The sequence below is a fragment of the Flavobacterium sp. GNP010 genome (genome assembly GCF_056428945.1).
Genome location: NZ_JBWJVK010000030.1, coordinates 1 through 25,208, shown reverse-complemented (window position 1 = coordinate 25,208; position 25,208 = coordinate 1). Strand labels below are relative to the sequence as shown.

17 protein-coding genes are annotated in these 25,208 nt (G+C 34.1%); 9 read left to right on the top strand and 8 right to left on the bottom strand.

What is annotated here, in order from left to right; all coding sequences use genetic code 11:
- Positions 1–165: 165 nt before the first annotated feature.
- From AC061C_RS12440 to AC061C_RS12430, 3 genes are all read left to right on the top strand, one after another.
- Complete coding sequence (locus AC061C_RS12440; protein ID WP_478291434.1) at positions 166–1,020, top strand: NAD(P)H-hydrate dehydratase; 855 nt, start codon at positions 166–168, stop codon at positions 1,018–1,020.
- A 77-nt stretch (positions 1,021–1,097) separates the two neighbouring features.
- Complete coding sequence (locus AC061C_RS12435) at positions 1,098–1,892, top strand: HipA family kinase (RefSeq protein WP_478291433.1); 795 nt, start codon at positions 1,098–1,100, stop codon at positions 1,890–1,892.
- Positions 1,870–2,253, top strand: a complete 384-nt coding sequence (locus AC061C_RS12430; protein WP_478291432.1) for a DUF3037 domain-containing protein — start codon at positions 1,870–1,872, stop codon at positions 2,251–2,253. Before AC061C_RS12435 ends, AC061C_RS12430 begins: the two co-directional genes overlap by 23 nt.
- A gap of 75 nt (positions 2,254–2,328) precedes the next feature.
- On the opposite strand, the gene AC061C_RS12425 is transcribed toward AC061C_RS12430, so the two are convergent.
- Positions 2,329–3,519, bottom strand: coding sequence for a BaiN/RdsA family NAD(P)/FAD-dependent oxidoreductase (locus AC061C_RS12425; protein ID WP_478291431.1), 1,191 nt, complete (start codon positions 3,517–3,519; stop codon positions 2,329–2,331).
- A gap of 212 nt (positions 3,520–3,731) precedes the next feature.
- Positions 3,732–4,241 carry a GNAT family N-acetyltransferase gene (locus AC061C_RS12420; RefSeq protein WP_478291430.1) on the bottom strand — a complete coding sequence of 170 codons (510 nt, stop codon included), beginning with the start codon at positions 4,239–4,241 and terminating at the stop codon, positions 3,732–3,734.
- Between the two features lie 247 nt (positions 4,242–4,488).
- Between AC061C_RS12420 and AC061C_RS12415 the strand changes: the two genes are divergently transcribed.
- A complete protein-coding gene (locus AC061C_RS12415; protein WP_478291429.1) occupies positions 4,489–5,397 on the top strand; it encodes a hypothetical protein in 909 nt (302 codons plus the stop codon).
- Positions 5,398–5,479: 82 nt separating this feature from the next.
- Here the strand turns inward: AC061C_RS12415 and AC061C_RS12410 are convergent, their stop codons facing one another.
- The 4 genes from AC061C_RS12410 to thrA all read right to left on the bottom strand — a co-directional run bounded on the left by AC061C_RS12410 (position 5,480) and on the right by thrA (position 12,296).
- Positions 5,480–6,889: a hypothetical protein gene (locus tag AC061C_RS12410; RefSeq protein WP_478291428.1), complete on the bottom strand. Its 1,410-nt coding sequence runs from the start codon at positions 6,887–6,889 to the stop codon at positions 5,480–5,482.
- A gap of 582 nt (positions 6,890–7,471) precedes the next feature.
- Positions 7,472–8,761: a threonine synthase gene (gene thrC / locus AC061C_RS12405; protein ID WP_478291427.1), complete on the bottom strand. Its 1,290-nt coding sequence runs from the start codon at positions 8,759–8,761 to the stop codon at positions 7,472–7,474.
- 74 nt (positions 8,762–8,835) lie between these two features.
- On the bottom strand, positions 8,836–9,756 hold the full coding sequence (locus AC061C_RS12400) for a homoserine kinase (RefSeq protein WP_478291426.1): 921 nt from the start codon (positions 9,754–9,756) through the stop codon (positions 8,836–8,838).
- A 92-nt stretch (positions 9,757–9,848) separates the two neighbouring features.
- Positions 9,849–12,296, bottom strand: a complete 2,448-nt coding sequence (gene thrA, locus AC061C_RS12395) for a bifunctional aspartate kinase/homoserine dehydrogenase I (protein WP_478291425.1) — start codon at positions 12,294–12,296, stop codon at positions 9,849–9,851.
- Positions 12,297–13,010: 714 nt separating this feature from the next.
- Here thrA and hutH point away from each other — a divergent pair.
- The 3 genes from hutH to AC061C_RS12380 are packed head-to-tail and all read left to right on the top strand — an operon-like array spanning position 13,011 to position 16,533.
- The gene (gene hutH, locus AC061C_RS12390) at positions 13,011–14,525 is read left to right on the top strand and encodes a histidine ammonia-lyase (protein ID WP_478291424.1); all 1,515 of its coding nucleotides are present in this window, start codon (positions 13,011–13,013) and stop codon (positions 14,523–14,525) included.
- Positions 14,526–14,574: 49 nt separating this feature from the next.
- The gene (locus AC061C_RS12385; protein ID WP_309758891.1) at positions 14,575–15,219 is read left to right on the top strand and encodes a DUF47 domain-containing protein; all 645 of its coding nucleotides are present in this window, start codon (positions 14,575–14,577) and stop codon (positions 15,217–15,219) included.
- Positions 15,220–15,249: 30 nt separating this feature from the next.
- Positions 15,250–16,533 (top strand): inorganic phosphate transporter, encoded by a 1,284-nt coding sequence (locus AC061C_RS12380; protein ID WP_478291423.1) that lies wholly within the window; start codon positions 15,250–15,252, stop codon positions 16,531–16,533.
- 323 nt (positions 16,534–16,856) lie between these two features.
- On the opposite strand, the gene rimK is transcribed toward AC061C_RS12380, so the two are convergent.
- Together rimK and AC061C_RS12370 are read right to left on the bottom strand one after the other, a co-directional pair.
- Positions 16,857–18,239, bottom strand: a complete 1,383-nt coding sequence (gene rimK / locus AC061C_RS12375) for a 30S ribosomal protein S6--L-glutamate ligase (protein WP_478291422.1) — start codon at positions 18,237–18,239, stop codon at positions 16,857–16,859.
- A gap of 136 nt (positions 18,240–18,375) precedes the next feature.
- Positions 18,376–20,922 (bottom strand): ATP-dependent Clp protease ATP-binding subunit, encoded by a 2,547-nt coding sequence (locus AC061C_RS12370; protein WP_478291421.1) that lies wholly within the window; start codon positions 20,920–20,922, stop codon positions 18,376–18,378.
- Between the two features lie 256 nt (positions 20,923–21,178).
- Between AC061C_RS12370 and gyrA the strand changes: the two genes are divergently transcribed.
- Positions 21,179–23,827: a DNA gyrase subunit A gene (gene gyrA / locus AC061C_RS12365; protein WP_478291420.1), complete on the top strand. Its 2,649-nt coding sequence runs from the start codon at positions 21,179–21,181 to the stop codon at positions 23,825–23,827.
- Between the two features lie 44 nt (positions 23,828–23,871).
- The gene (locus tag AC061C_RS12360; RefSeq protein WP_478291419.1) at positions 23,872–25,140 is read left to right on the top strand and encodes a tetratricopeptide repeat protein; all 1,269 of its coding nucleotides are present in this window, start codon (positions 23,872–23,874) and stop codon (positions 25,138–25,140) included.
- Positions 25,141–25,208 lie beyond the last annotated feature (68 nt).

Sequence of the window (25,208 nt, the reverse complement as noted above, 5' to 3'; positions counted from 1 at the left end):
AGCTATTTCCTGCTATTCGCTGTATTCCCGCTTAACAAAAACTACGGCTAAATAGCCTTGTTTTTATAAAGCGGGAGATGCCGCTGCTATCAGGGCTAGAGAATTTCGGTTCAAATAACGAATTTGTTTTCTATTAAATCCGTAATTTTAAACAAATAAATTTCCATGACAAATCCTATTTACATCGACCAAAAAGAAATCCTGAAACGCTACAAACAACCAGACAAACATACCCACAAAGGAATGCAGGGACACGCTTTACTCATTGGCGGAAGTTATGGCAAAATAGGAGCAATGAGCTTATCCTCTAAAGCCTGTTTGAAAACTGGTTGCGGATTAGTTACTGTTTTTATTCCAAAATGTGGGTACACTATTCTGCAAACCGCGATTCCCGAAGTCATGGTTATTACGGATATCAATGAAGAAATAATCTCTAATATTACTTTCGAAATTGAACCACAGGCGATCGGAATTGGTCCCGGATTAGGTCAGGCGGTAGAGACTCAAAATGCGTTGTATCAATTTTTAAAAACGATTAAATTGCCTTTAGTGATCGATGCCGATGCATTGAATATTTTATCCAAAAATAAAGAATGGTTTTCTTTAGTACCACCCAAAACAATCTTAACGCCACATCCCAAAGAATTGGAACGTTTAATAGGAAAATGGGATTCCGAAGAAGTGAAAAGGAGTAAAGGAATCTCCTTCTCTAAACAATACCAACTTATAATAGTTATGAAAGGTGCACCTACCCAAATAATAGATGGCGAAACCGTTTATGAAAACACTACCGGAAATGCTGCGCTTGCAACCGCAGGAACTGGCGATGTTTTGACGGGAATGATTACCAGTTTATTGGCACAATCCTATGAACCCATTAGTGCTGCAATTCTTGGCGTGTATCTCCACGGATTAACCGCTGATATCGCTTTGCCAAAGACCGGTTATCAATCCTTTATCGCTTCAGAAGTTATTGCGAATATTGGGAAAGCCTTTTTGAGTTTAGAAAAATTGGAGTAAATAGTGCTCATAAATGAATTTTATCCTACTTATTTGTAAGTTTGTATCCAAGCAAAATTGCTTTATCCAATTCAATTATGGAAAAAACACCTCATCTTAGAACCGTAAATGTTACGCGATACATCACTCCATTGCGGGAAGGCGGTTCTTTGCCTGCACTTGCTGAAGCGGATGATGATTTTAAATATGTACTGAAATTCAAAGGTGCCGGACATGGCGTGAAAGCTTTAATTGCCGAATTAATTGGCGGCGAAATAGCCCGTGTTTTAAACCTAAAAATGCCGGAACTCGTTTATGCTAATCTCGATGAAGCTTTCGGACGCAGTGAAGCCGATGAAGAAATTCAGGATTTGCTTCAAGGGAGTCAGGGACTCAATTTGGCGCTTCATTATTTATCAGGAGCTATCAATTTTGATCCTGTTGTTACTTTGGTAGACCCAAAACTGGCTTCCCAAATTGTTTGGTTAGATGCTTTTATCACTAATGTCGACAGAACTTTTAGAAACACCAATATGTTGATCTGGCATAAAGAATTGTGGTTGATTGATCACGGTGCAAGTCTTTATTTTCATCATTCGTGGACCAATTGGGAAAAGCACGCACAAAGTCCTTTTGCACTGATAAAAGATCATGTATTGTTGCCTCAAGCTTCCTTTTTGCCTGAAACAGATGTACTATTCAAAAAAATATTGACACAAGAGGTATTGCAAAATATTGTAAATCTGATTCCAGAAGTATGGCTCCATTGGGAAGATACCGATGAAACTCCCGAAGCTATTCGCGAAGTCTATTTTCAGTTTTTATCGATACGTTTGAACCATTCCGTAATTTTTATAAACGAAGCACAAAATGCAAGAGAAGCACTTATATGAGTATGCCGTAATCCGTGTTGTGCCTAGGGTAGAACGCGAAGAATTCCTCAATGTGGGTATTATTCTTTTTTGTAAAAAAGCTAAATTTATCAAAGTTTTGTACTCGGTAAACGAAGCCAAACTCCAACTTTTTTCAGATGATTTGGATATAGAACAACTGCATTTAAATGTACAGGCATTCGAGAAACTGGCACATGGCGAAAAATCAGGCGGACCAATAGGACAATTTGATATTCCATCGCGTTTCCGTTGGTTGACTGCTCTTCGCAGTTCTGCCATTCAAACTTCGAGACCTCATCCGGGGTTATGCGATAATTTGGAACAAACCACGCAACGCTTGTTTGAAGAAATGGTAATGTAAATAAATTTAAAACTGTTAGAAAGTCATTTCGGAATCAAAATACTTTTTTAGAATCCAAACTATAATCCATAAGATTTAAGGAATGCTGTTCAAGTGACGTGCAAGATGCATCCCCATACTAAAGCAAGCCTGGAGAAGATATCCACCAGTGGGTGCATCCCAGTCGAGCATTTCGCCAATACAATACTGTTGTTTTTTATTTTTCAATTGAAAATTTTCATCCACTGCATGCAGCTGTATACCGCCTGTTGTGGATATGGCATCATTTAGCAAACTAGAACCAGTTACTAGTATGGATAAATTTTTTATATGGTGAGCTAGTAATTCTGGATTGAGGTACGTTTCTTTATTTAGATATTTTTTTAAAAGTCCAACTTGTACTAAACTAAGTTTTACGTCTTTTAACAATGTTTCGCTCGTTTTTTTAAAAGTCGATTTTCTAATTTTGTCAAGCAAATCTTCATAACGCAAAGTAGGTTTCAGGTCCAGAAATAGTGTGGCTTGTTGTTGGCAATCTAATTCCTCCCGAATTTGTGGACTCAACGCATAAATAGCATTGCCTTCTAAACCAAAACGGGTAATTACCGCTTCACCTTTTTGTCTTTTGTTCAAACAGCTAATTGCAATATTTTTAAGCGGACTTCCTTCGAAAACTTGCATAAAATCTTCTGGCCAGTTCACACGATACGCGCAATTCGAAGACTGAAAAGGAACGATTGGTATATTTTCCTTTTCAAATAAATCAAGCCAAGAACCATCAGATCCGGTTACTTTCCAGCTGCCTCCGCCCATAGCAAAAATTGTATAGTCTGATTTTATTACTGTTTTTGTATTGAAAACAAGATCATTGTTGCTCGTCCAGCCCGTCCAAGTCTGTTGGTATAGAATGGTAACTCCCTGCTTATTCAGAACATCTAGAATTGCGTTGAGAACTGTAATAGGCTTGATACCACTTTCAGGATATACGCGATTGCTACTCCCGATGAACGTTGGAATACCCATGGAATCCATCCAATTCCTAAAATCGGTATTATCAAAATCAAGGAGTGCTTTTTCAAGAAAATGAGGCGGAGTGTAGCGCGAAATGAGTTCTGTAATGGGTTCTGAATGGGTGAGGTTGAATCCTCCTTTTCCGGCAACTAGAAATTTTCGACCTAAAGATTTATTTCTCTCGTAAATAGTAACGTCAAATTTGTCACTATTAAGTAATGCTGCGAGTATAAGTGCTGCGGGACCTCCTCCAATAATTGAAACTGATTTTTTCACGTTATAAAAGTAGGTTTTGTTTTAGCTATTTTACTCTAAAAGGATCTTTATATTATTGCTTGAGCATAACTCGAAAGCAGGAAATCTTCATTTTATATGATGTTTCTACTACTTTATGCTAGTGCTTTTGACATTATTGATTTAAGAAAAAAATGTTTTCTCTCTAAGCTTCTGGACGATACCTTTCGTAAAGCATCAAAATATATTGAAACCTATCCTATTCTTTTTTTCATCACTATGAATTCTAGCGGTTCTGCAGCAATAGGAATATGTACATCACTCGCAGGAAAAGGTTCTCGTTCTCCTGTATCTTCATAACCGTTTCGTTTGTACCAAGCAATCAATTCGTCGCGAACCGAAATTACTGTCATCACAATTTTTGGTAATCCTAAGTCTTTTGCATGGATCTCAGCGTGCTGTAATAATTTTTTTCCAATGCCACTGTTTTGTAATTCGGGTGAAACGGTAAGCATTCCTAAATACAACTGTTGTTCTTTTTGAACTAACAACACGCAACCTATTATCTGGTCGTTTTGAGCAAATTTTAAAATGGTATTTTTAGGATTCAGTATCGTTTCGGTTAATTCTTCTTCTGTTGTGCGGAGTCCTTCAAGTATATTGGCTTCAGTGGTCCAACCTTTTTTAGAGGATTCACCACGATATGCCGAATTGATTAATTGATTCAAAAAAGAAACGTCTTGTAGGCTTGCTGTTGTTATCATTAAAAAGAATTGAGTAGTTTTTTATTTTTCCAAAGGTAAAAAAAGAAAACTACAATTGCTTTTTGTTTGTAATTGAGTCCGTTTAGTGTAGCGCTTAAGAAAGACAGAATCAACGAATAGGTAGTAGATAATTGATTATTTAAATTTTTATTGCTTTTTTTGATAAAAATAGTAGCATACTGTGATGCTGTGTTGGTTGTTTTTAGTATTTTGCCATCAAAACAATTCTACAATAAAATTGCATAACATGAAATATAGAGTAGCAACTTCGTCAGCAAATCTCAGAGATTTACCGTCTGCGAATGATAATTCTACAATTTTAGCAGAAATACCTTTTCGACTTACTTTCGACTTAGTAGATAAAACAACAGCTGATTGGTGGAAAGTAAGGCTATTGAATACTGATAAAGAAGGTTTTGTGTGTTCTAATGAAATCGAACCTATTGATGAAACCTCACAAAAAGTTTCTGATATCGAAATCCCTAATTTCGAACCTAGTTCTAATGGTACTTTAGAAAATAAGGTTGATACATACAAACCTCTTGGTGAACCAACTATTCCATTTAGAGATTTGACTACTGTAGCTTCAAAAAAAGCAACAATCAATGCTATCATTGAAAAACTAAATGTTGAAAAAAGTTTTAGATTTCAAAAAGACGAGGCCGATACCTATTGTAACATTTATACCTTTGATTTTTGTTTTTTTGCCAAGGTTTACATTCCAAGATTACGATGGACCGATAAAGCTATTGCTCTGCTCGAAAAAGGAAACGAAGTACCCTTGGTTTTTGATGATACCGTACGGCCTTTTTATTCTAATTATATTTACGACTGGTTTGAGCAATCATCAGATATTTTTGGATGGGAAAAAATAGATGATGTAGATGCTTTGCAAACCAAAGTAAACGAAAACGGAGGAGTAGGAATCATTTGTGCCAAAAGATTCATTTTAAATAAATCAGGTCACGTGGTTGTGGTTGTTCCTGAAACCGAAACAGAAAAAGCATTTAGAGTTAATGGGAAAGTGATTTATCCCTTGCAGTCGCAAGCAGGAATGAATAATTACAATTATTTTTCGGAAATTAGAGGAGCATGGTGGGACAATAAAGACCCTGAAAAAGGATATTCATCAGCGATCTTTTTTTATCACGAATAGTGCTCTTAAAAAATAAGGATTAAATGCATTAAGTAGAATAAGCAGTTTTATTTGTTTAAAACTGCACTTCAACTAGATCTACTTATTTTGAAATTAATAACGAGCTGCAAAAACCATTTTCATAATACCTGTCGTGTAAACTCGTATAGATTTGGTTGTAAATTGCAATAGGATTTGTAGCATCTAATTTTGTAGCTAGTATTTTTTCTAACAAAGCAATATAATTTGCAGGTACAACGGTTTCTTTGCCATTGATTATAGATTCATAAACAAAATTATTCCATTCTAAGTCACATATTGGGTTGTCAATCTGGTTCAATATCGCATGATCCATGATGAAAATTAAAAAATTCAAAACTTCTTTTAAATGTTTTTCATCAAAATAGTCAAATATTCTAAACTCAATCCCATGATTTTTATGCTTGTGAAAATTGACATCTAGACCAATTTTATCAATTTTTTCGTAATCAGAAATTTCAGCGTAACGATTGACCCACCACAACGGATTTTCATGCATCGGATGCGCATTAAAATTCATTTGAACAAGCTTTCCGGTTTTCATTACATCTGTATCGTACGTGCCCACACCAATGTATCTGGACATAGCACAACGCTGCGATGCTTTTGTTAAGTTTACGGTAGTGTCATTGTGCGAAAGGTAATCTGAAGATCCAAATTTGACCATAAATAATGGACTCAACCACTGGAATAAGCGTATTGTACGTTGGTGTTTTTTTATAAAATCTACTTTATCTTTAATTTCGCCATCCTTATTTAACTCCGTCGGAATGGTTAAATTAAAATGATACGTCATATTATTGAAGACAGAATAGTTTTCATTATTAGAAACAAATATTGCAAAAGGATGATTTTCAGAACATATTTTTATGTTCCCAAATTGTGAAAATATATTTTCTTTGTACAACAGTTGCTGCAAGTTTTCTGTAAATTCTTTCTTAATGGTATTTAATTCTGCAATTACACTATCTACATCTTTCTTATAAAAATCTTGCGTTACAAATTCAATGGTATCACCATCAAAAATGAATTTTTTTTGATGTTCGTCAATAAAATAACGGTTATGTTTTTGTAATAATTCAAAAATGCTTTCCCCAATATACTCCGGATTTGGTATATTGTCAATTGTATCCAGCGTTTTATGCTGATTGTTTACATCTGTTTTTGTGAAGGAATGAGAATTCATCAAAACAGGAATGCTGTAACTCTTATCAGTTAATATTTTTTGTAACGAATTCTCAAATACGTTTTCTTTATAATTACTAAAATGGTTTATGCTATACTTTTCACGAATTCCATTAGTTAAAAAGAAATTTTTATCCACCTTGCGCTGCAAGTCAAACTCCAAGTAGCACTCATTTTCGATACCTACTCCCCAATAAAAATCATTCGATTGGTATTGGGTTCCATATTCTTTGTGCTTATCTAATAACTCAATTTCAAAACTAACTTCATTCATGTTTTGATCTGTCATAAACGTCTTTCTCTTTTTTTAAGTGCTTTGTTACTATAAGGGTAATTGTGATGTACAGTTATGTTGCTTGAGATGCCACATAAATCCGAATATTTTTATTTAAAACAAAGGTAAACCAGTTTTGAATTATTAAAAATTGGATCTATAAATCAGATTTTCAAAAAAAATTAAATTCTGATTTTGAACACGTAATCGGATTGCAAAAGTAGTTAAAATTAATGTGTAAATCAATAGGGTTATTCAAATTATTTTAAGGCTTTTTTAAATCCAGTTTTTCACTGTAAATTTTTAATTTTTAATGTCTTAGCGCATTGTTTTTTGAAGTAAATATATAAAAATCAATGATGCCTACTGGTTACATTATTTTTAACACGTTAGTAATTAGAGATTCATTTTATAAAAAAAATTGTTGGTAGTAATTGGATTTTTTTTGGAGCATAATATTTCGTTTTTTCATGGTGAGTTTGTCAATAATAGTATTGTCCTTTTGTATGTGTTCTCTGGTGTAAAAGGATGCTGTAACTATTCGGTTTCAGAACACTTTTTTATTTCGGTAGTTATATTAAAAAAAAACAGAAAGCCTTACCTTAAAAACGTTTTCAATTCTTCGTATGATTTGATTTTTATACTTATTTTTTCTTTATTTATCACACTTTCTATTTGTTCTGGAATGGGCAGTTTTACATTCAAAGCGGGTTCTACTACATCCAGAAATTTAATTGGGTGAGCGGTTTCCAAGAAAATTCCAATTGCGTTTGGGTGATTTTCTAATTCCTTTTTCAATCCTAAATATCCAACTGCTCCGTGAGGTTCTGCAATATAACCATCTCTCTTGTAAATGGTTTTCATTGCTTCTAAAGTCTCTTCATCAGAGAAGGTAAAGGATGAAAAATCTTTTTTGAATTGTTCTAAATCGTTTTGATATAGCTCTTGAATTCGAATAAAATTACTCGGATTTCCTACATCCATAGCATTAGAAATGGTCGCTTTAGAAGGCTTTGGATCATAAACTCCGTTTTCTAAAAATCTAGGAACAGTATCATTCACATTTGTTGCTGCAACAAAATGCTCGATTGGCAGTCCCATTTTCTTGGCAATGATTCCAGCACAAATATTCCCAAAATTTCCACTCGGACAAGAAAAAATTAATTTCTTATTTTCTTTTTTTAAGACCTTGTAAGCAAATAAAAAATAAAACATTTGGGGCAACCAGCGTGCAATATTGATCGAATTTGCCGAGGTCAGGTTTTTGTGTTTTAAACTTTCGTCTAAAAATGCTTTTTTAACCATGTCTTGGCAATCATCAAAAACACCATCCACTTCAAGTGCTTTTATATTTTGTCCCAATGTAGTCAATTGGCGTTCCTGAATATCACTCACTTTACCAGAAGGATACAGTATGATTACTTCTACGCCTTTTACGCCAAGGAAGCCGCTTGCAACAGCGCCGCCTGTATCGCCCGAAGTAGCAACAAGAACCGTATTTTTACTGTCTTTGATATCTTTATTGAAATACCCCAAACAACGTGACATGAATCGTGCTCCAACATCCTTGAATGCCATTGTTGGACCATGAAATAATTCAAGAGAAAAAATACCTTTTTCAACTTCTATTAAGGGAAAATCAAAACACAAGGTATCTTTGATTATTGTTCGTAATGTGATCTCAGGAATTTCATTACCTACAAATTGTTGAATCGCTTGATAAGCAATTTCTTCGTTGCTTAAATTTTCGATTGTATCAAAAAAAGTAGGTGCTAATGGGGTAATGGTTTCAGGAAAATACAATCCTCTATCAGATGCTAATCCTTGTATCACAGCTTCTTTGAAAGAAACTTGTGGGGCGTTATGGTTTAAACTATAGTATTTCATTGTTTATTAGGTTCTAAATAATTAGTCTTTATTCTTGCCTTTTCAACGGAGCATTAAGAACTAAGTACTCATTTTTAAATAATTCGTACTCCATCAGGATTTACTTTTGATACATGAATTTCATACGGTAAATTCATTTCATCATAGATAGCGCTCATCGCTTTTGCAATTTTTTCTGCAGTTTCTTTTCCTTTACTCAATGCAAAAATAGAAGGACCCGAACCTGAAATTCCTGAACCTAAAGCACCATTTTCGTAGGCTGTTTTTTTTATTAAATCAAAGCCAGGAATTAACACGCTTCGCAACGGTTCTACAATTTCGTCATGCAAGGAACGTCCTATCAAATCGTAATCTTTGGTGTACAAACCCGCTATTAGCCCGCCCACATTTCCCCATTGAATAATAGCACTTTTCAATGAAATAGTTTGTTTTAAAACCGATCTTGCATCCGAAGTTTTCAATTCAATTTGAGGATGAACCACCGTAGCATACAATTCAGAAGGGCTTTCGATGCGAATAATATCCAAAGGATTTGAACTTCGTACTAATGTAAATCCGCCCAAAAGGGCAGGAGCAACGTTATCCGCATGAGCATTTCCACTAGCTAGTTTTTCGCCCTGCATGGCAAATAGAACCAATTCCTTTCGGGTAAATGGTCGTCCAAGTAATTCGTTTATGCCAAAAACAGCTCCGGCTGAACTAGCAGCACTGCTTCCTATTCCGCTTCCTGCTTTGATGTGTTTGTAAATTTCAATTTCGAATCCAAATTCGGTTTCTACAGCTTCCAACATTGCTAGAGCAGATACTCCAGCCACATTTTTTTCGGTTTCTAGCGGCAAGTCGGCACCCACAATTTTAGTAATTCGAATCCCTTTTTCAGCTGATTTTCTAATGATCATTTCGTCGCCAGCAGTTTCTAAACAAAGTCCCAAGACATCAAAACCACAAGAAAGATTTGCGATTGTAGCGGGGCAAAATATTTTTATTTCATTCATAAATTTTGGTTTCAGGTTTAAAGTTTCAGGTTTAAAGTTTTTGCCAGTTGTAGAACTTGAAACCTTAAAAAAATAAAACTTTTAACTATTTCTTAAATGTTTACAATTCTAATCACATCAGCAAAAATACCTGATGCCGTCACTGAAGCTCCTGCGCCAGCGCCTTTTATCAACAAAGGCTGATCTACATAGCGATCTGTAAAAAATAGCACAATATTATCTTTACCTTCTAGATTGTAAAATGGATGGTCTTTAGGAATGAATCGCAACCCAACATTTGCTTTCCCGTTTTCAAATTGCGCCACGTATTTTAATCGCGATTCTTTACTAAGTGCTTCTTTGTAAATAGATTCAAAATGTTCTGCATGTGCTTTTAAAGACTCGAAAAAAGCTTCATTTGTAGTGGTTTCCAAACATGCTGCGGGCATAAAAGATTCATTTTCAATTTCGTCAATTTCCATTTTGTAACCGCTTTCCCTAATCAGGATTAAAATCTTTCTAGCAACGTCAATTCCGCTCAAATCAATTTTCGGATCTGGCTCTGTAAATCCTTGTATACCAGCTTCTTTAACTACATCATGAAAAGTGCTATTTTGATCAAAATTATTAAAGATAAAATTTAAACTTCCAGATAAAACAGCCTGAATTTTATTGATTTTATCTCCAGAGGCAACTAGGTTTTTAACGGTATCAATAATTGGTAATCCGGCTCCCACATTCGTTTCAAATAGAAAAGGAGCATTGAATTGTCGGGATAGTTTTTTTAGTTTTTTATAGTTGTCGTATTCCGATGCACAGGCAATTTTATTACAGGTTACTACTGCAATATTTTGTTTTAAATAGTGTTCATAGGTTTTAGACACACTTTCATTTGCAGTAATATCTACAAAAATACTGTTGCGTAAATTGAGTTGTTTTACATTGGATATAAACTGTTCTTTATTGGCAGGATCACCAGTTTCCAATAAGAAATGCCAGTTTTTTAATGAAATCCCATCTTCATCGAAATACATTTTTCGAGAATTAGACAATGCAATAACGCGGAGGTTTATACGTAATGTGTCTTTTAAAAATTTCTTTTGTTGGTGTATCTGTTCGATAAATTTCTCTCCCACATTTCCCACTCCCATTACAAAGAGATTCAATTGCTTGGTGTTTTTTTCGAAGAAGTTTTCATGTAAAGAATTCAATGCTTTTTTTACATCGCGTTCGTTTATAACTGCCGAAATATTTCTTTCGGAAGCACCTTGTGCAATCGCTCGAATATTTACATTGTTTTTCCCCAAAGTGCTAAACATTCTACCGCTCAACCCTTGATGATTTTTCATATTTTCTCCAACTAATGCTATGATGCAAAGGTTTTTTTCGACAATACAAGGTTTTATTTTATTTTGTAAAATTTCAACTTCAAAGGCTTTGTTTATAGCAATTTCGGAAATGTCGGCATCTGAATTTAGAATTCCGATACAAATTGAATGTTCGGAGGAGGCTTGAGTAATAAAAACGACATTGACATTTTCTTGTGACAACACCTCAAAAAGTCTTTTGGAAGAACCAGCAACACCAATCATTCCTGGACCTTCCAGCGTAATCAAACTAATTTTATCAATATGACTAATTCCTTTCACAGGATTGGTAAAATCCATTTGTTGGTTGGAAATTAATGTTCCCTCGGCTTCTGGCTCGAATGTATTTTTTATCAGAATTGGAATATTTTTTTTTAAGACGGGCTGTATAGTTGGCGGATACAAAACTTTCGCACCAAAATGCGATAATTCCATTGCTTCCTGATATGAAATAAAGGCAATGGGATGTGCTTGTTTTACAATTTTAGGGTTGGCTGTATACATTCCGTTAACATCGGTCCAAATTTCTAAATCTGTCGCATTCAAAGCTCCCGCGAGTATAGCAGCTGAATAATCAGATCCTCCGCGGCCTAAAGTAGTATTGATCCCGTCTAATGAGGCAGCAATAAATCCAGGCATAACGACCACTTGATTTTCATTCGAAGCAAAAAAATCAGTTATTAAAGCATTGGAAACATCAAAATTTACAATTGCTTTACCAAAATGGTTGTTGGTTTTAATAAGCTCTCGACTGTCTTTATAAATACTATTGTTCCCATTTTGTTTCAAAGCTTCGGCGATAATGAAAGCAGATAGTAATTCACCGAAACTCAAAATTGTATCTGAAGTTCTAGGTGATAATTCGCCTAAAAGATAGCAGCCATCCAATAAGGTCTCTAAATGGTTGATTATTCTTTTTACATGGCTCAAAAGACTGCTTTGTTCACTTATTGGTATAAGATCTTTTAATACGTCTAAATGCTTTTTCTCTAAATCGGTCAGAATTACTTTGAAGTTTTCGTCGCCAGCAGCTGCTTTTTGAGATGCTAGTTGCAACAGATCAGTTACTTTACTCAACGCAGAAACTACAACAATTAATTTTTCATCTCTTGCTTTTTCATTTATAATTCTTAAAACCAACTTTATGTTTTCTGCATTGGAAACAGAGGTTCCGCCAAATTTTAATACTTTCATATTTAATAATTTATATTTTGTACCTGCAAAATCGCCAATTTTATCTTTTTTAACTTAGTGGTGATTTACTAGTGTTTAGTTTGTTTGTTTAGAAACGTAGTCTTTAATACACAGCCAATAAACTCTTTTTCTTTCGAAAAAAATAATAATAGAATTATATGTAGTGAGTTTACCCCAAAGGGGTAGTAGCAGTCGTTGTTGAAAATGCAAAAGCAAAGCCAACCCAAATTTGAGTTGTTATCGAAGTCTGATATGTTGCTTTGTGGTGTGTCATTTATATATTCAAAAGTACTGTTTTTTATAAAACACAACGCGACTCAAATTGTTTTTACGAATATTTGAAAATAAGAGTTATCTGCTGATAATTGTTGATAATTGTTTGATTTATTAGGTACTCAAAAAAGCTATTCGTAATTTTTATTGAATTCTTTAATTTATTTCCAAAAGTTTATTGCTACATAATGCAAAAGGATTGATGCAATTATTTTTATTATAATAGCGAACTGCTGAAATTATTCCCATTATTATTTTATAAATAAATAGATAAGCAAGTTACTAAGATCAAAAGTGTTTTTAGAATACGTTTGATCCGCATCAGAAAAAAATAAAAAACAATAATTTTTTGTTTTGTTTAACTTTAAAATTAAAATAGGAGAAATAAATGTTGTGTAGTTATAAAGATTTATTCAATTTTACTTACTTAAAACTAACAAAATGGACAATACGCATTACATTAGTACTGAATTGCTTAGCTTAGAAATACTACAGGAAATTGTTTTACATCATAAATTACTAGCGCTATCAGAAGAGGCAAAAGTTAATATTCAAAAATGTCGTGAGTATTTAGACAAAAAAATGGCATTACAATCGGAGCCTATTTATGGAATAAACACTGGTTTTGGATCTCTTTGTAATGTTAAAATTTCAAATGAAAATTTATCAAAATTACAAGAAAATTTAGTTAAATCACATTCTTGTGGTACCGGTGGAGAAGTACCAATTGATATTGTAAAATTGATGTTGTTACTTAAAATACAATCCTTGAGTTATGGACATTCGGGCATTCAATTACAAACAGTAGAGCGATTGATAGCCTTTTATAATAATAATATTTTCCCTGTAATTTATGAACAAGGTTCACTAGGAGCTTCGGGAGATTTGGCTCCATTGGCGCATTTATCGTTGCCTTTATTGGGTGAAGGTGAAGTTTATTTTGAAGGTAAAAAAGTGCATTCAAGTGTTGTTTTGAAACAATTTGATTGGCAACCGATTGTTTTACAATCAAAAGAAGGATTGGCTTTACTGAACGGAACACAATTTATGAGTGCTTATGGAGCCCATATTTTAATGAAAGTAAATAAGTTTTCTTATTTAGCGGATTTAATAGGAGCTATTTCATTGGAAGCTTTTGATGGTCGTATAGAACCTTTCCATGAATTAATTCATTTTATTCGACCTCACAAAGGACAAATAATTACTGCGAATCGTATCAAAGGATTCTTAGAAGGAAGTGAGATTATCAAGCAGCCAAAAAAACATGTTCAAGATCCGTATTCTTTTCGCTGTATGCCGCAAGTACATGGCGCTTCAAAAGATGCAATTGACTATGTGAAAAAAGTATTTAAAACTGAAATTAATTCGGTGACTGACAATCCCAATATTTTTATTGAAAGTGACCAAATCATTTCTGGTGGTAATTTTCATGGACAACCTTTGGCATTAGCCCTAGATTTTATGGCAATCGCTTTGGCAGAATTAGGAAGTATTTCAGAACGAAGAACCTATCAGTTAATTTCAGGAACGAGAAATCTTCCCGCATTTTTGGTTGATAATCCAGGACTTAATTCAGGCTTGATGATTCCACAATATACCGCAGCGAGTATTGCAAGTCAGAACAAGCAGTTAGCAACACCAGCTAGCATAGATAGTATTGTTTCAAGTAACGGGCAAGAGGATCATGTAAGCATGGGTGCAAATGCCGCTACTAAAGCTTTACGTGTTTTAGATAATTTAGAACGAATTCTTGCCATAGAATTATTAAATGCTTCACAAGCTATAGAATACAGACGTCCTTTATTATCTAGTAACTTCATTGAGTTGTTTTTATGCGCGTATCGAGAGGAAATACCGTTGATAAAAGAAGACAGGATTTTACATTATGACATTGAAAATACAGTTTCATTTTTGAATACTTTTCAAATAGAAAATAATTTGTTAACAATGGCTTAACATTAGCGATTAATAATGAAGTAATTTTGCCAAACTAAATTTTAATGAAATGAACATAAATAATTTTTTCCAATTTTTGGTTCCCAAAGACAAAAAGTTTTTCCCTCTTTTTGAAGAAGCTTCTAGTAATTTAATAGAAATTGCTACAAATTTGCATGAAGCTGTAAACCTTCCTTTAAAAGAACGCGAAGTTCTTTTTCAGAAAATTGATGTTTTAGAACAAAAAGGAGAGGATATTACCCGTCAAACAAACCTTGAGTTGAGTAGAAATTTTATCACACCATTTGATAGAGAGGATATTTATTCATTAATTACTTCAATTGATAATGTTGCTGGAAATCTTCATGGTGCAGCAAGTAGAATGCGTTTGTACCAAGTAGATAAAATTACCAAATCAATCAGAAAATTAACAGAAATTAATCTCGAAGCCTGTCAAAATATTGATGTTGCAATCAGAGAATTGAGAGATTTGAAAAAAATGAAGAATATTACTGATGCTTGTCTTCGAATTAATAAACTAGAAAATAAATCAGACAACGTTTATGATAAAGCGGTCCTTGACTTATTCGAAAATGAAACGGATGCAAAGAATATAATTAAATACAAGGAAGTATTATCAGTTTTGGAAACTGCAACGGATAAATGTAAAAGTGTAGCTGGTGTTTTAGAATCTATTTCTGTAAAACATTCTTAATTCAATCCGTTTTATTCTGAAATTAAAAATATGGAATTTACTCTACTTATAGTTATTATAGTTTTGGCATTAATTTTTGATTACATCAATGGTTTTCATGATGCTGCCAATGCTATAGCAACAGTTGTTGCCACCAAAGTATTAACCCCTTTTCAGGCGGTTGTTTGGGCAGCATTTTTTAACTTTTTGGCTTACTGGGTTTTTGGTTTTGGTGTAGCAGATACTGTTGCAAAAACTGCCAATACCATGGATATAAACCTGATTGTGATTTTAGCAGGCGTAATAGCAGCTATTATTTGGAATTTATTTACATGGTGGCAAGGAATTCCTTCAAGTTCTTCTCATACATTGATTGGAGGATTTGCAGGAGCAGCCATTGCTCATGCTGGTTTTGGAGTAGTTTCTTGGTACAAAGCAGGAAAAGATGGTGGTATGCCTTCGGGAGTTTTAATCATCGTTGCCTTTATTATTTTGGCACCTTTATTGGGAGCTTTGATATCTTATCTAATGTCTATTTGGTTGCTTAATGCCTCTAAGAAAAGTATTTATCCAAAGATTTTCACCGCTTTGTTAATGATAATAACGATTTGGTTTGTAGAATCACAAATGGTTTATTTTGATCAAATTGAAAAACCTCGTTTTGATTCTCATTTTTGGAGTGTTGCTTTTGAGACACACAATATAAAATGGTTTTTAGTTGCTTTTATAGTTTTGTCAATTAGTACTTTTTGTTTGATATTTAGTAGTTTAAATTTAAATCAGGCGACTGCTTGGTTGAAGAAAATGCAATTACTATCATCTGCAGCTTTCAGTTTAGGTCACGGAGGAAATGATTCCCAAAAAGTAATGGGTATTATCGCAGCAGCTGTTGCAGTTTATATCAACACTAGTGGAGTCGCTCAAGAATCGCTGCCATCTTGGTTGGATGTTGTGTTACCAAATGATGAAGGTGCCTTTAAAATGCCTGCTTGGATTCCTTTAGCGTGTTATTCAGCCATTGCGGCAGGAACTTTAAGCGGAGGATGGAAGATCGTAAAAACAATGGGTTCAAAAATCACAAAAGTAACATCTTTTGAAGGTGTTGCTGCTGAAACAGCAGGAGCTTTAACCTTATATTTTACAGAACATTTTAAAGTTCCTGTAAGTACAACACATACAATCACTGGATCAATTATTGGAGTTGGTCTTACTAAAAGAGTCTCTGCAGTGCGTTGGGGAATGACCGTAAGTTTGTTATGGGCTTGGGTTTTAACTATTCCTATTTCCGCAATTCTTGCAGCAATTATATATTACATTTTTAGTATTTTTATATAGTGAAGTGAATTATTTACAAAAAAAAACCATTCTTAACGGAATGGTTTTTTTTGTACATTTTATATAAGTTTCTTTAAATTTCAGAATATAATTTGGTTTATGCGAAATGTTTAATCGTTTTTAAAATTTCAGTTTTCATTATTTAAAGCTTAAAATCTGGATTTATTTTGTTTGAATTTATCAATATATAATGAGTTTGATTCGAACAACAGTAAATTATTTGTTTTATAAAAAAGGAAATTACCCATTAAATTTGATCTTCATTTTTTTTAGGTGAATGCATTTATTTTTAATGTTGTAGATGCTAAATTAACGTACTTAGATTATTTTAGATCCGCTTTTTGCTTGAAATGTTTTTCAATTGCTTTGATCATTTCACCTGCAATATCTTTGTTTGTTGCGCCTTCAATTCCCTCTAAACCCGGAGATGAGTTTACTTCAAGCAATAAAGGACCTTTTGAGGAACGAATAATATCTACACCAGCTACTTTAAGATCCATTGCTTTAGTTGCTTTAATAGCTATTCTTTTTTCTTCAGCGGTAACTTTTATGATAGATGCTGTTCCTCCAAGATGAATATTGGCTCGAAATTCACCTGGCATTGCTTCCCTTTGAATAGCGGCAACTACTTTTCCGTCTATAACAAAACAACGAATGTCTTTTCCATTGGCTTCTTTGATAAATTCTTGCACCAATATATTCGCATTTAAACTTTTGAAGGCGTTGATAACACTCTCTGCTGCTTTTTTGGTCTCCGCGAGAACTACTCCTTTTCCTTGTGTTCCTTCTAGTAATTTTACGATCAAAGGGGAACCTCCAACCATTTTTATCAAATCATCGGTATCCAAAGGTGAATTGGCAAATCCAGTAGTGGGAATTTCTACGCCATGATTTAATAGTAATTGCAAGGAGTATAATTTATCACGTGATTGTGTTATTGCGTTTGAAGAGTTCAGGCAATACACTTTTAAGGCCTCAAATTGTCTGGTTAGTGCACAACCGTAAAAAGTAATACTAGGTCTGATTCTAGGAATAACAGCATCAAATTGATTTAATATTTTTCCACCGCGATAATGAATTTCAGGTGTTTTTGCATCGAGTTTCATATAACATTCTTTGATGTTCAAAAAGTGCATTTCATGACCACGCATTTCTCCGGCTTCCATGATGCGCTTGTTGCTGTACAATTCTGGATTGCTGGCCAAAAGTCCAATGCGTAAACCAGAACTTGCTTTTTCAGAATTTTTATATAATTCTTTCAGCGTGTCAGTACTCGGTTGTCCCAAAAGATATTTTTGTTCTGGATCGACCAGCACTCTTCCGCTCATCGCTTCACGACCGAGTAGCATTCTAAAACCCATAGAATCTCGATTGGTTAGCGTCATTTCTATTGGCCACTGTGAAGTGCCTATTTGTAAGTTGGTTTGTATTACGTATCGCTGTTCTCTAAAACCACTCGAACTTTTAACAATCCGTTTGTCAACTAAAGGAGCTTCACAATGAATTACCGTTTTTAGATTATTCTGTATCGGGTTAATGTCAAATTTCACCCAGTTGCTGTCGTTTTTTATAAACGGGGCAATGTTTATAGCATGTAAAGCAGATGTTTTTGCACCCGAATCCACTCGTGCTTTTATCGTAGGAATTCCTAATTCTGGAAAAGAACACCATTCTTCACTACCTAAAATAACTTTATTGTCTAACATAAATTGATTTTTTTAACCTCTATTTTGAAATCAAATGTAAATATTTGTTTTCAAAAAAAGTATGTTTACTGTAAATAATAAGCCCGCTATGTTATAAAAACGTAACGGGCTTTTTGAATTGTTTTAAGGAGTAAATTTAAAGATTTGTAGGCTCTCCAGCTTTGTGAATTTGAACGGTTAGTTCTTGTGCCCCCTCTACGATATCCATAAATATTTCGTCTCCTGAAGTGATTTTAGAAGTTATGATTTCCTCGGCTAGAGTATCTTCAACATACTTCTGAATCGCTCTTTTTAATGGTCTTGCGCCAAATTGTTTATCAAAACCTTTCTCAGCAATAAATGCTTTTGCTTTATCAGAAAGATTCAATTGATATCCTAATTCGGCCACGCGAGCAAATAATTTTTTCAATTCAATTTCGATAATCAAATCAATATCATGTTTTTCTAAAGCATTAAATACAATTACATCGTCAATTCTGTTCAAGAATTCAGGAGCAAAAGTTTTCTTTAATGCATTTTCTATAATGCTTTTCGAGTTATCATCAGCTTGAGCTACTTTGGCTGCAGTTCCAAAACCAACGCCTTGACCAAAATCTTTAAGTTGTCTGGCTCCCACATTTGAAGTCATGATTATAATCGTATTCTTGAAATCAATTTTTCGTCCTAAACTGTCAGTCAAATATCCGTCATCTAAAACTTGCAATAACATATTGAAAACATCAGGATGCGCTTTTTCAATTTCATCAAGAAGTACAACACAATACGGTTTTCTTCTTACTTTCTCCGTCAATTGTCCACCCTCTTCATATCCTACATATCCTGGAGGCGCTCCAACTAAACGAGAGATTGCAAATTTTTCCATGTATTCACTCATGTCAATACGAATCAAAGCATCTTCAGAATCGAATAATTCCTTAGCCAATACTTTGGCTAATTGTGTTTTACCAACACCAGTTTGTCCTAAGAAAATAAAAGAACCTATTGGACGATTCGGATCTTTTAACCCGGCACGATTTCTTTGAATAGAACGTGCAATTTTCATTACCGCTTCTCTTTGGCCAATCACTTTTCCTTCAATGAGTTCGGGTAATTTAGCCAGTTTATTGCTTTCTGTTTGTGCAATTCGATTTACTGGAATGCCGCTCATCATAGAAACTACATCAGCGACATTGTCTTCTGTAACTTCTATTCTGTTGTTTTTAGCGTCTTCTTCCCATTGCTCTTGAGCAATGGCTAAGTCTTTTTCAATACGTTTTTCATCATCACGAAGTTTAGCGGCCTCTTCGTATTTTTGTTTTTTTACCACAACATTTTTCAATTCACGTACGTCCTCTAATTGACGTTCGAGATCTAAAATTTGTTTTGGCACTTCAATATTAGTGATGTGAACTCTAGAACCTGCTTCATCTAAGGCATCAATCGCTTTGTCTGGCAAGAAACGTTCAGACATATATCGATCCGTCAGTTTTACACACGCTTCAATTGCTTCTTGTGTATAGGTAACATTGTGATGGTCTTCGTACTTGTTTTTGATGTTATTCAAAATGGTAATTGTTTCGGATACTGATGTTGGTTCCACAATTATCTTTTGAAAACGTCTTTCTAATGCGCCATCTTTTTCTATATATTGTCTGTATTCGTCTAATGTTGTTGCACCAATACATTGAATCTCTCCACGAGCCAATGCAGGTTTAAACATATTCGAAGCGTCAAGTGAACCTGTTGCGCCACCAGCACCTACAATAGTGTGAATTTCATCTATAAAAAGAATGATATCATCATTTTTCTCAAGTTCATTCATAACTGCTTTCATGCGCTCTTCAAATTGTCCACGGTATTTTGTACCAGCGACCAAACTTGCTAAATCAAGTGTTACAACACGTTTGTTGAATAAAGTACGGGATACTTTTTTCTGAATAATTCGCAACGCTAAGCCTTCGGCAATAGCTGATTTTCCCACTCCAGGTTCCCCTATTAGTAATGGATTATTTTTCTTACGACGGCTCAAAATTTGCGAAACGCGTTCGATTTCTTTTTCACGTCCTACAACAGGATCTAATTTTCCTTCTTCAGCCATTTCTGTTAAATCTCTTCCAAAATTATCTAAAACTGGAGTTTTTGATTTTTTGTTGGATTTATTTGCTGGATTGTTAAAACTACTTTCTTTCAGACTGTCATCTTGTCCTGAATCGTCATTGTACGATTCGTTTCTTGGCAAATTTTCTATAAAATCTTCTTCGTTTGGAGTCATATTTAGATATTGTTCTTTAGCTATATCGTAATCAATTTTTAATTTATTCAATAGCTTGGTTGTTGGATCGTTTTCATTTCTTAAAATACACAACAATAAGTGTGCTGTGCTAATCGAGGTACTTTGAAATACTTTTGCTTCCAAAAAAGTAGTTTTTAAGGCTCTTTCTGCTTGGCGTGTCAAGTGTAAGTTTTTTTTCTCAACATTTACTTCTAAGCTTGGACTCGCAGGGCTTAGGATTTCTACTTTTCTTCGCAAATGTTCTAAATCAACATCAAGGTTGTTCAATATTTGAATTGCTTTGCCGTTTCCGTCTCTTAAAATACCTAACATTAAGTGTTCTGTTCCTATAAAATCATGCCCTAATCGCATGGCTTCCTCTTTGCTGTACGTAATAACGTCTTTTACTCTTGGTGAAAAATTATCATCCATAATATATATTTGATATCGTAAATTTAGTGAATTAGTGATAGAAAAACAAAAACCATTCCTATTCGAAGTGCTGTCAGCTAAGAGACAAAAATAATCATAATATTAAAGTTAAATTTCCCTTAAATTATTAACTAAAATAGAGGGATAATTTGTTAATAAATCATTTAAATAAGTGTTTTAAAATAGGTTTAAAAATTTCAAAAAGGCGTATATTGGCACGTTTTGAAACTAATATAATTATTTAATATAACAACTTATGTCTGAAGGAGAAAAGTTAATTCCTATTAACATAGAAGATGAAATGAAATCAGCTTATATCGATTATTCGATGTCAGTAATTGTATCAAGAGCACTTCCAGATGTTAGAGATGGTTTGAAACCAGTACATCGAAGAGTTCTTTATGGAATGTATGATTTAGGAGTTTTTTCAAATAAAGCCCATAAAAAATCCGCAAGAATTGTTGGAGAAGTTTTAGGAAAGTATCACCCACACGGAGATACATCTGTTTATGATGCTATGGTTCGTATGGCACAAGAGTGGAGCATGCGCTATCTTTTAGTAGATGGTCAAGGTAACTTTGGATCTGTAGATGGAGATAGTCCTGCAGCCATGCGTTACACCGAAGCAAGAATGCGTAAGATTTCTGAAGAAATTATGGCAGATATCGAAAAAGAGACTGTTGATTTTCAGTTGAATTTTGACGATACTTTGTATGAACCTAAAGTAATGCCAACTCGCGTTCCAACCTTGTTAATTAACGGAGCTACAGGAATTGCAGTAGGAATGGCAACCAATATGCCACCACACAATCTTACAGAAGTTATCAACGGAACATTAGCTTATATTGATAATAATGAAATCGAGATAGACGAATTAATGAACCACATCAAAGCACCAGATTTTCCTACTGGTGGTATTATATATGGTTATGAAGGAGTTCGTGAGGCTTTCAAAACGGGTAGAGGTCGAATAGTGATGCGCGCCAAAGTTGGTTTTGAAGAAGTAGATGGTAGAGAATGCATCATCGTTACTGAAATTCCATATCAAGTCAACAAAGCAGATATGATCAAGCGTACTGCAGATTTGGTAAATGATAAAAAAATAGATGGTATTGCTAATATTCGAGATGAATCTGATCGTAACGGTATGCGTATCGTGTATATCTTGAAACGTGATGCGACTCCAAATGTAGTTTTGAATACCTTATATAAATTCACACAACTACAATCCTCTTTTAGTGTAAACAATATTGCACTAGTAAAAGGACGTCCTCAAATGTTGAATCTGAAAGATATGATTCATTATTTTGTAGAGCACCGTCATGATGTGGTTATTCGCAGAACGCAATTTGAATTGCGCAAGGCAGAGGAGAGAGCACATATCTTAGAAGGATTAATTATTGCATCGGATAATATTGATGAAGTTATTGCGTTAATCAAAGCATCAAAAAATACGGAAGAGGCGAGAAATAAATTAATAGAAAGATTCCAGTTATCGGATATTCAATCACGTGCTATTGTAGAGATGCGTTTGAGACAATTAACAGGTCTTGAGCAAGATAAATTAAGAGCAGAATATGATGAAATAATGAAGTTAATAGAGCATTTAAGAGCTTTATTGGCTGATGTTAATTTAAGAACAGCATTGATCAAAGAAGAATTAGAAGAAATTCGCGATAAATACGGTGATGCACGCCGTTCTGTTATAGAATATTCAGGAGGAGACGTAAGTATCGAAGATTTAATTGCAGATGAAAATGTTGTGATCACAATTTCACATGCAGGATATATCAAACGTACCAATCTTACCGAATATAAAACGCAGAATAGAGGAGGAGTTGGGCAAAAAAGTGCAGGTACAAGAGATCAAGATTTCTTAGAACACATGTTTGTGGCAACAAATCACCAGTACATGATGTTCTTTACGCAAAAAGGAAAATGTTTCTGGATGCGTGTTTATGAAATTCCAGAAGGAAGTAAAACTGCCAAAGGAAGAGCCATTCAAAACTTAGTCAACATTGAAAGTGACGATAAAGTAAAAGCATTTATTTGTACACAGGATTTAAAAGATAAGGAGTACATCACTAGTCATAACCTTATCATGGTGACTAAAAAAGGTCAGGTAAAGAAAACATCTCTTGAAAAATATTCTAAACCAAGAGTCAATGGAGTTGCTGCTATTACTATTAAGGATGGCGATGAATTATTAGAAGCTAAATTAACTAATGGTGAAAGCCAAATTATTCTAGCTGTTAAATCTGGAAAATTAGTTCGTTTTGAAGAGACTAAAACCCGTCCAATGGGAAGAACAGCTTCTGGAGTTCGTGGGATTACACTTAAGGATGATTCAGATGAAGTAATTGGCATGGTTACTGTTGACAAAGATCATATAAACGATTCGCAAATTTTAGTAGTAACAGAAAATGGTTACGGTAAGCGAACTAAGTTGGTTGACGAAGATGGTGAGGATGTTTATAGAATTACCAATCGTGGTGGAAAAGGAGTAAAAACACTTAATATCACTGAAAAAACTGGAAAACTAATTTCGATAAATGCAGTTACGGATGCTGATGATTTAATGATCATCAACAAATCAGGACTAACAATTAGAATGGCTATTGAAGATTTGAGAGTGATGGGACGCGCAACACAAGGTGTGAAACTAATCAACTTGAAAGGAAAAGACTCTATTGCAGCTGTCACAAAAGTTATGAAAGATGATGTGGCTGAAGTAATTGTTGATGAAGATGGAAACATCATTGAAACAGAAACAATAGAGAGAGTTAAACCTGTTCTAGAAGTACTTGAAGACGAAGGATCGGAAGAGGATGACGACGAGGACGAAACCGAAGAAGATGAGGCAGATGACGAGTCAGATTTAGAGGATGACGAAGACGAATCATAAAAAATAGAAATCCAAAAATAATTATTAAACAAAAATAGAATAGTATGAAAAGTAAATATGTATTACTAGCATCAACAATATTGATATCAGTAGCTACTTTTGCTCAAAAAGATCAAATTAAAGCCGCTGAAAAAGCGTTGAAAGCAGGTAAGTCTCAAGAAGCGGTTACCATATTGACGGAAGCAGAATCGTTGATTGCTAACGCGACAGATAGTGAAAAAGCGCAGTTTTTTTATGTAAAGGGAAATTCATTATTGGATTTAGCAAACAAGAATGTTGAGGCTAATGCCAATTATTCTCTTGCCGCAAAAGCATATCAAGATTTGATAGCAGCGGAAAAAACTTCTGGAAAAGTAAAATTTTCAACACAAGCAGCAACTTCCATAACTGAAATCAAATACAAATTGATTAATGGTGCTATTGCTGATTCAAAAGCAGAAAAGCATGCAGATGGTGCTAAAAAATTATATGACGCTTATTTGTTAGATAAAAAAGATACAATCAATTTGTATTACGCTGCCTCTACTTATGTAAATGCTAATGATTATGATGTAGCTCTTAAGCTTTATGATGATCTTAAAACCTTAAACTATTCAGGAAAAGGAACAAGCTATTTCGCAGTTAATAAATTAACGACTCAGGAAGACTTTTTCAATACTTTACAAGAAAGAGACAGAATGGTAAAGTTAGGAACGCATGAAAAGCCTAGAACAGAAGCAATTCCTTCAAAAAGAGGTGAGATTTATAAAAATATCGCTTTGATTTTGGTACAAAAAGGAAAAACGGAAGAGGCGAAGAAAGCAGTTTCTGATGCAAGACTTACAAATCCAGAAGACACCTCATTAATATTGACTGAGGCTAATTTGTATCTTGAGACTAAGGATTTTGATACATACAAAAAATTAGTTGCACAAGTTTTGGAAAAAAATCCAAATGATGCCGATTTAGTTTTTAACCTAGGAGTATTGAGTGCTAATGCAAAAAACACAGTAGATGCTGAAAAATATTACAAGAGAGTAATCGAAATCAATCCACAATACACCAATGCTTACATAAATCTAGCTGCAATGAAGTTAGAGAATGAAAAAGTTATCATTGATGAGATGAACAAATTGGGAACCTCTACAAATGATATGAAGCGCTACGATGAATTGAAAAAGAAAAGAGAAAATCTTTTCAAAGCTACAATTCCTTTCCTTGAAAAAGCCGTTGAGTTAGACCCTAAAAATGTAGATGTTAATAAAACTTTACTAGGTGTTTACAGTGCCTTAGAAATGACTGCAGAATACAAAGCATTAAAAGCGAAGCAGTAAATATTTGTTTCGTAATGTCTTGTCCTGAATAACCGATACAGATTATTAGATAAAAATATTTAATTAAA

Bases quoted from the DNA above. Each gene is read 5' to 3' on its own strand.
- AC061C_RS12385 (WP_309758891.1), top strand. From the start codon at position 14,575: ATGAACATAAATAATTTTTTCCAATTTTTGGTTCCCAAAGACAAAAAG.
- gyrA (WP_478291420.1), top strand. From the start codon at position 21,179: ATGTCTGAAGGAGAAAAGTTAATTCCTATTAACATAGAAGATGAAATG.
- AC061C_RS12370 (WP_478291421.1), bottom strand. From the start codon at position 20,922: ATGGATGATAATTTTTCACCAAGAGTAAAAGACGTTATTACGTACAGC.
- hutH (WP_478291424.1), top strand. From the start codon at position 13,011: ATGGACAATACGCATTACATTAGTACTGAATTGCTTAGCTTAGAAATA.
- thrC (WP_478291427.1), bottom strand. From the start codon at position 8,761: ATGAAATACTATAGTTTAAACCATAACGCCCCACAAGTTTCTTTCAAA.
- AC061C_RS12410 (WP_478291428.1), bottom strand. From the start codon at position 6,889: ATGACAGATCAAAACATGAATGAAGTTAGTTTTGAAATTGAGTTATTA.
- AC061C_RS12400 (WP_478291426.1), bottom strand. From the start codon at position 9,756: ATGAATGAAATAAAAATATTTTGCCCCGCTACAATCGCAAATCTTTCT.
- thrA (WP_478291425.1), bottom strand. From the start codon at position 12,296: ATGAAAGTATTAAAATTTGGCGGAACCTCTGTTTCCAATGCAGAAAAC.
- AC061C_RS12430 (WP_478291432.1), top strand. From the start codon at position 1,870: ATGCAAGAGAAGCACTTATATGAGTATGCCGTAATCCGTGTTGTGCCT.
- AC061C_RS12435 (WP_478291433.1), top strand. From the start codon at position 1,098: ATGGAAAAAACACCTCATCTTAGAACCGTAAATGTTACGCGATACATC.
- AC061C_RS12380 (WP_478291423.1), top strand. From the start codon at position 15,250: ATGGAATTTACTCTACTTATAGTTATTATAGTTTTGGCATTAATTTTT.
- AC061C_RS12415 (WP_478291429.1), top strand. From the start codon at position 4,489: ATGAAATATAGAGTAGCAACTTCGTCAGCAAATCTCAGAGATTTACCG.
- rimK (WP_478291422.1), bottom strand. From the start codon at position 18,239: ATGTTAGACAATAAAGTTATTTTAGGTAGTGAAGAATGGTGTTCTTTT.
- AC061C_RS12420 (WP_478291430.1), bottom strand. From the start codon at position 4,241: ATGATAACAACAGCAAGCCTACAAGACGTTTCTTTTTTGAATCAATTA.
- AC061C_RS12440 (WP_478291434.1), top strand. From the start codon at position 166: ATGACAAATCCTATTTACATCGACCAAAAAGAAATCCTGAAACGCTAC.
- AC061C_RS12360 (WP_478291419.1), top strand. From the start codon at position 23,872: ATGAAAAGTAAATATGTATTACTAGCATCAACAATATTGATATCAGTA.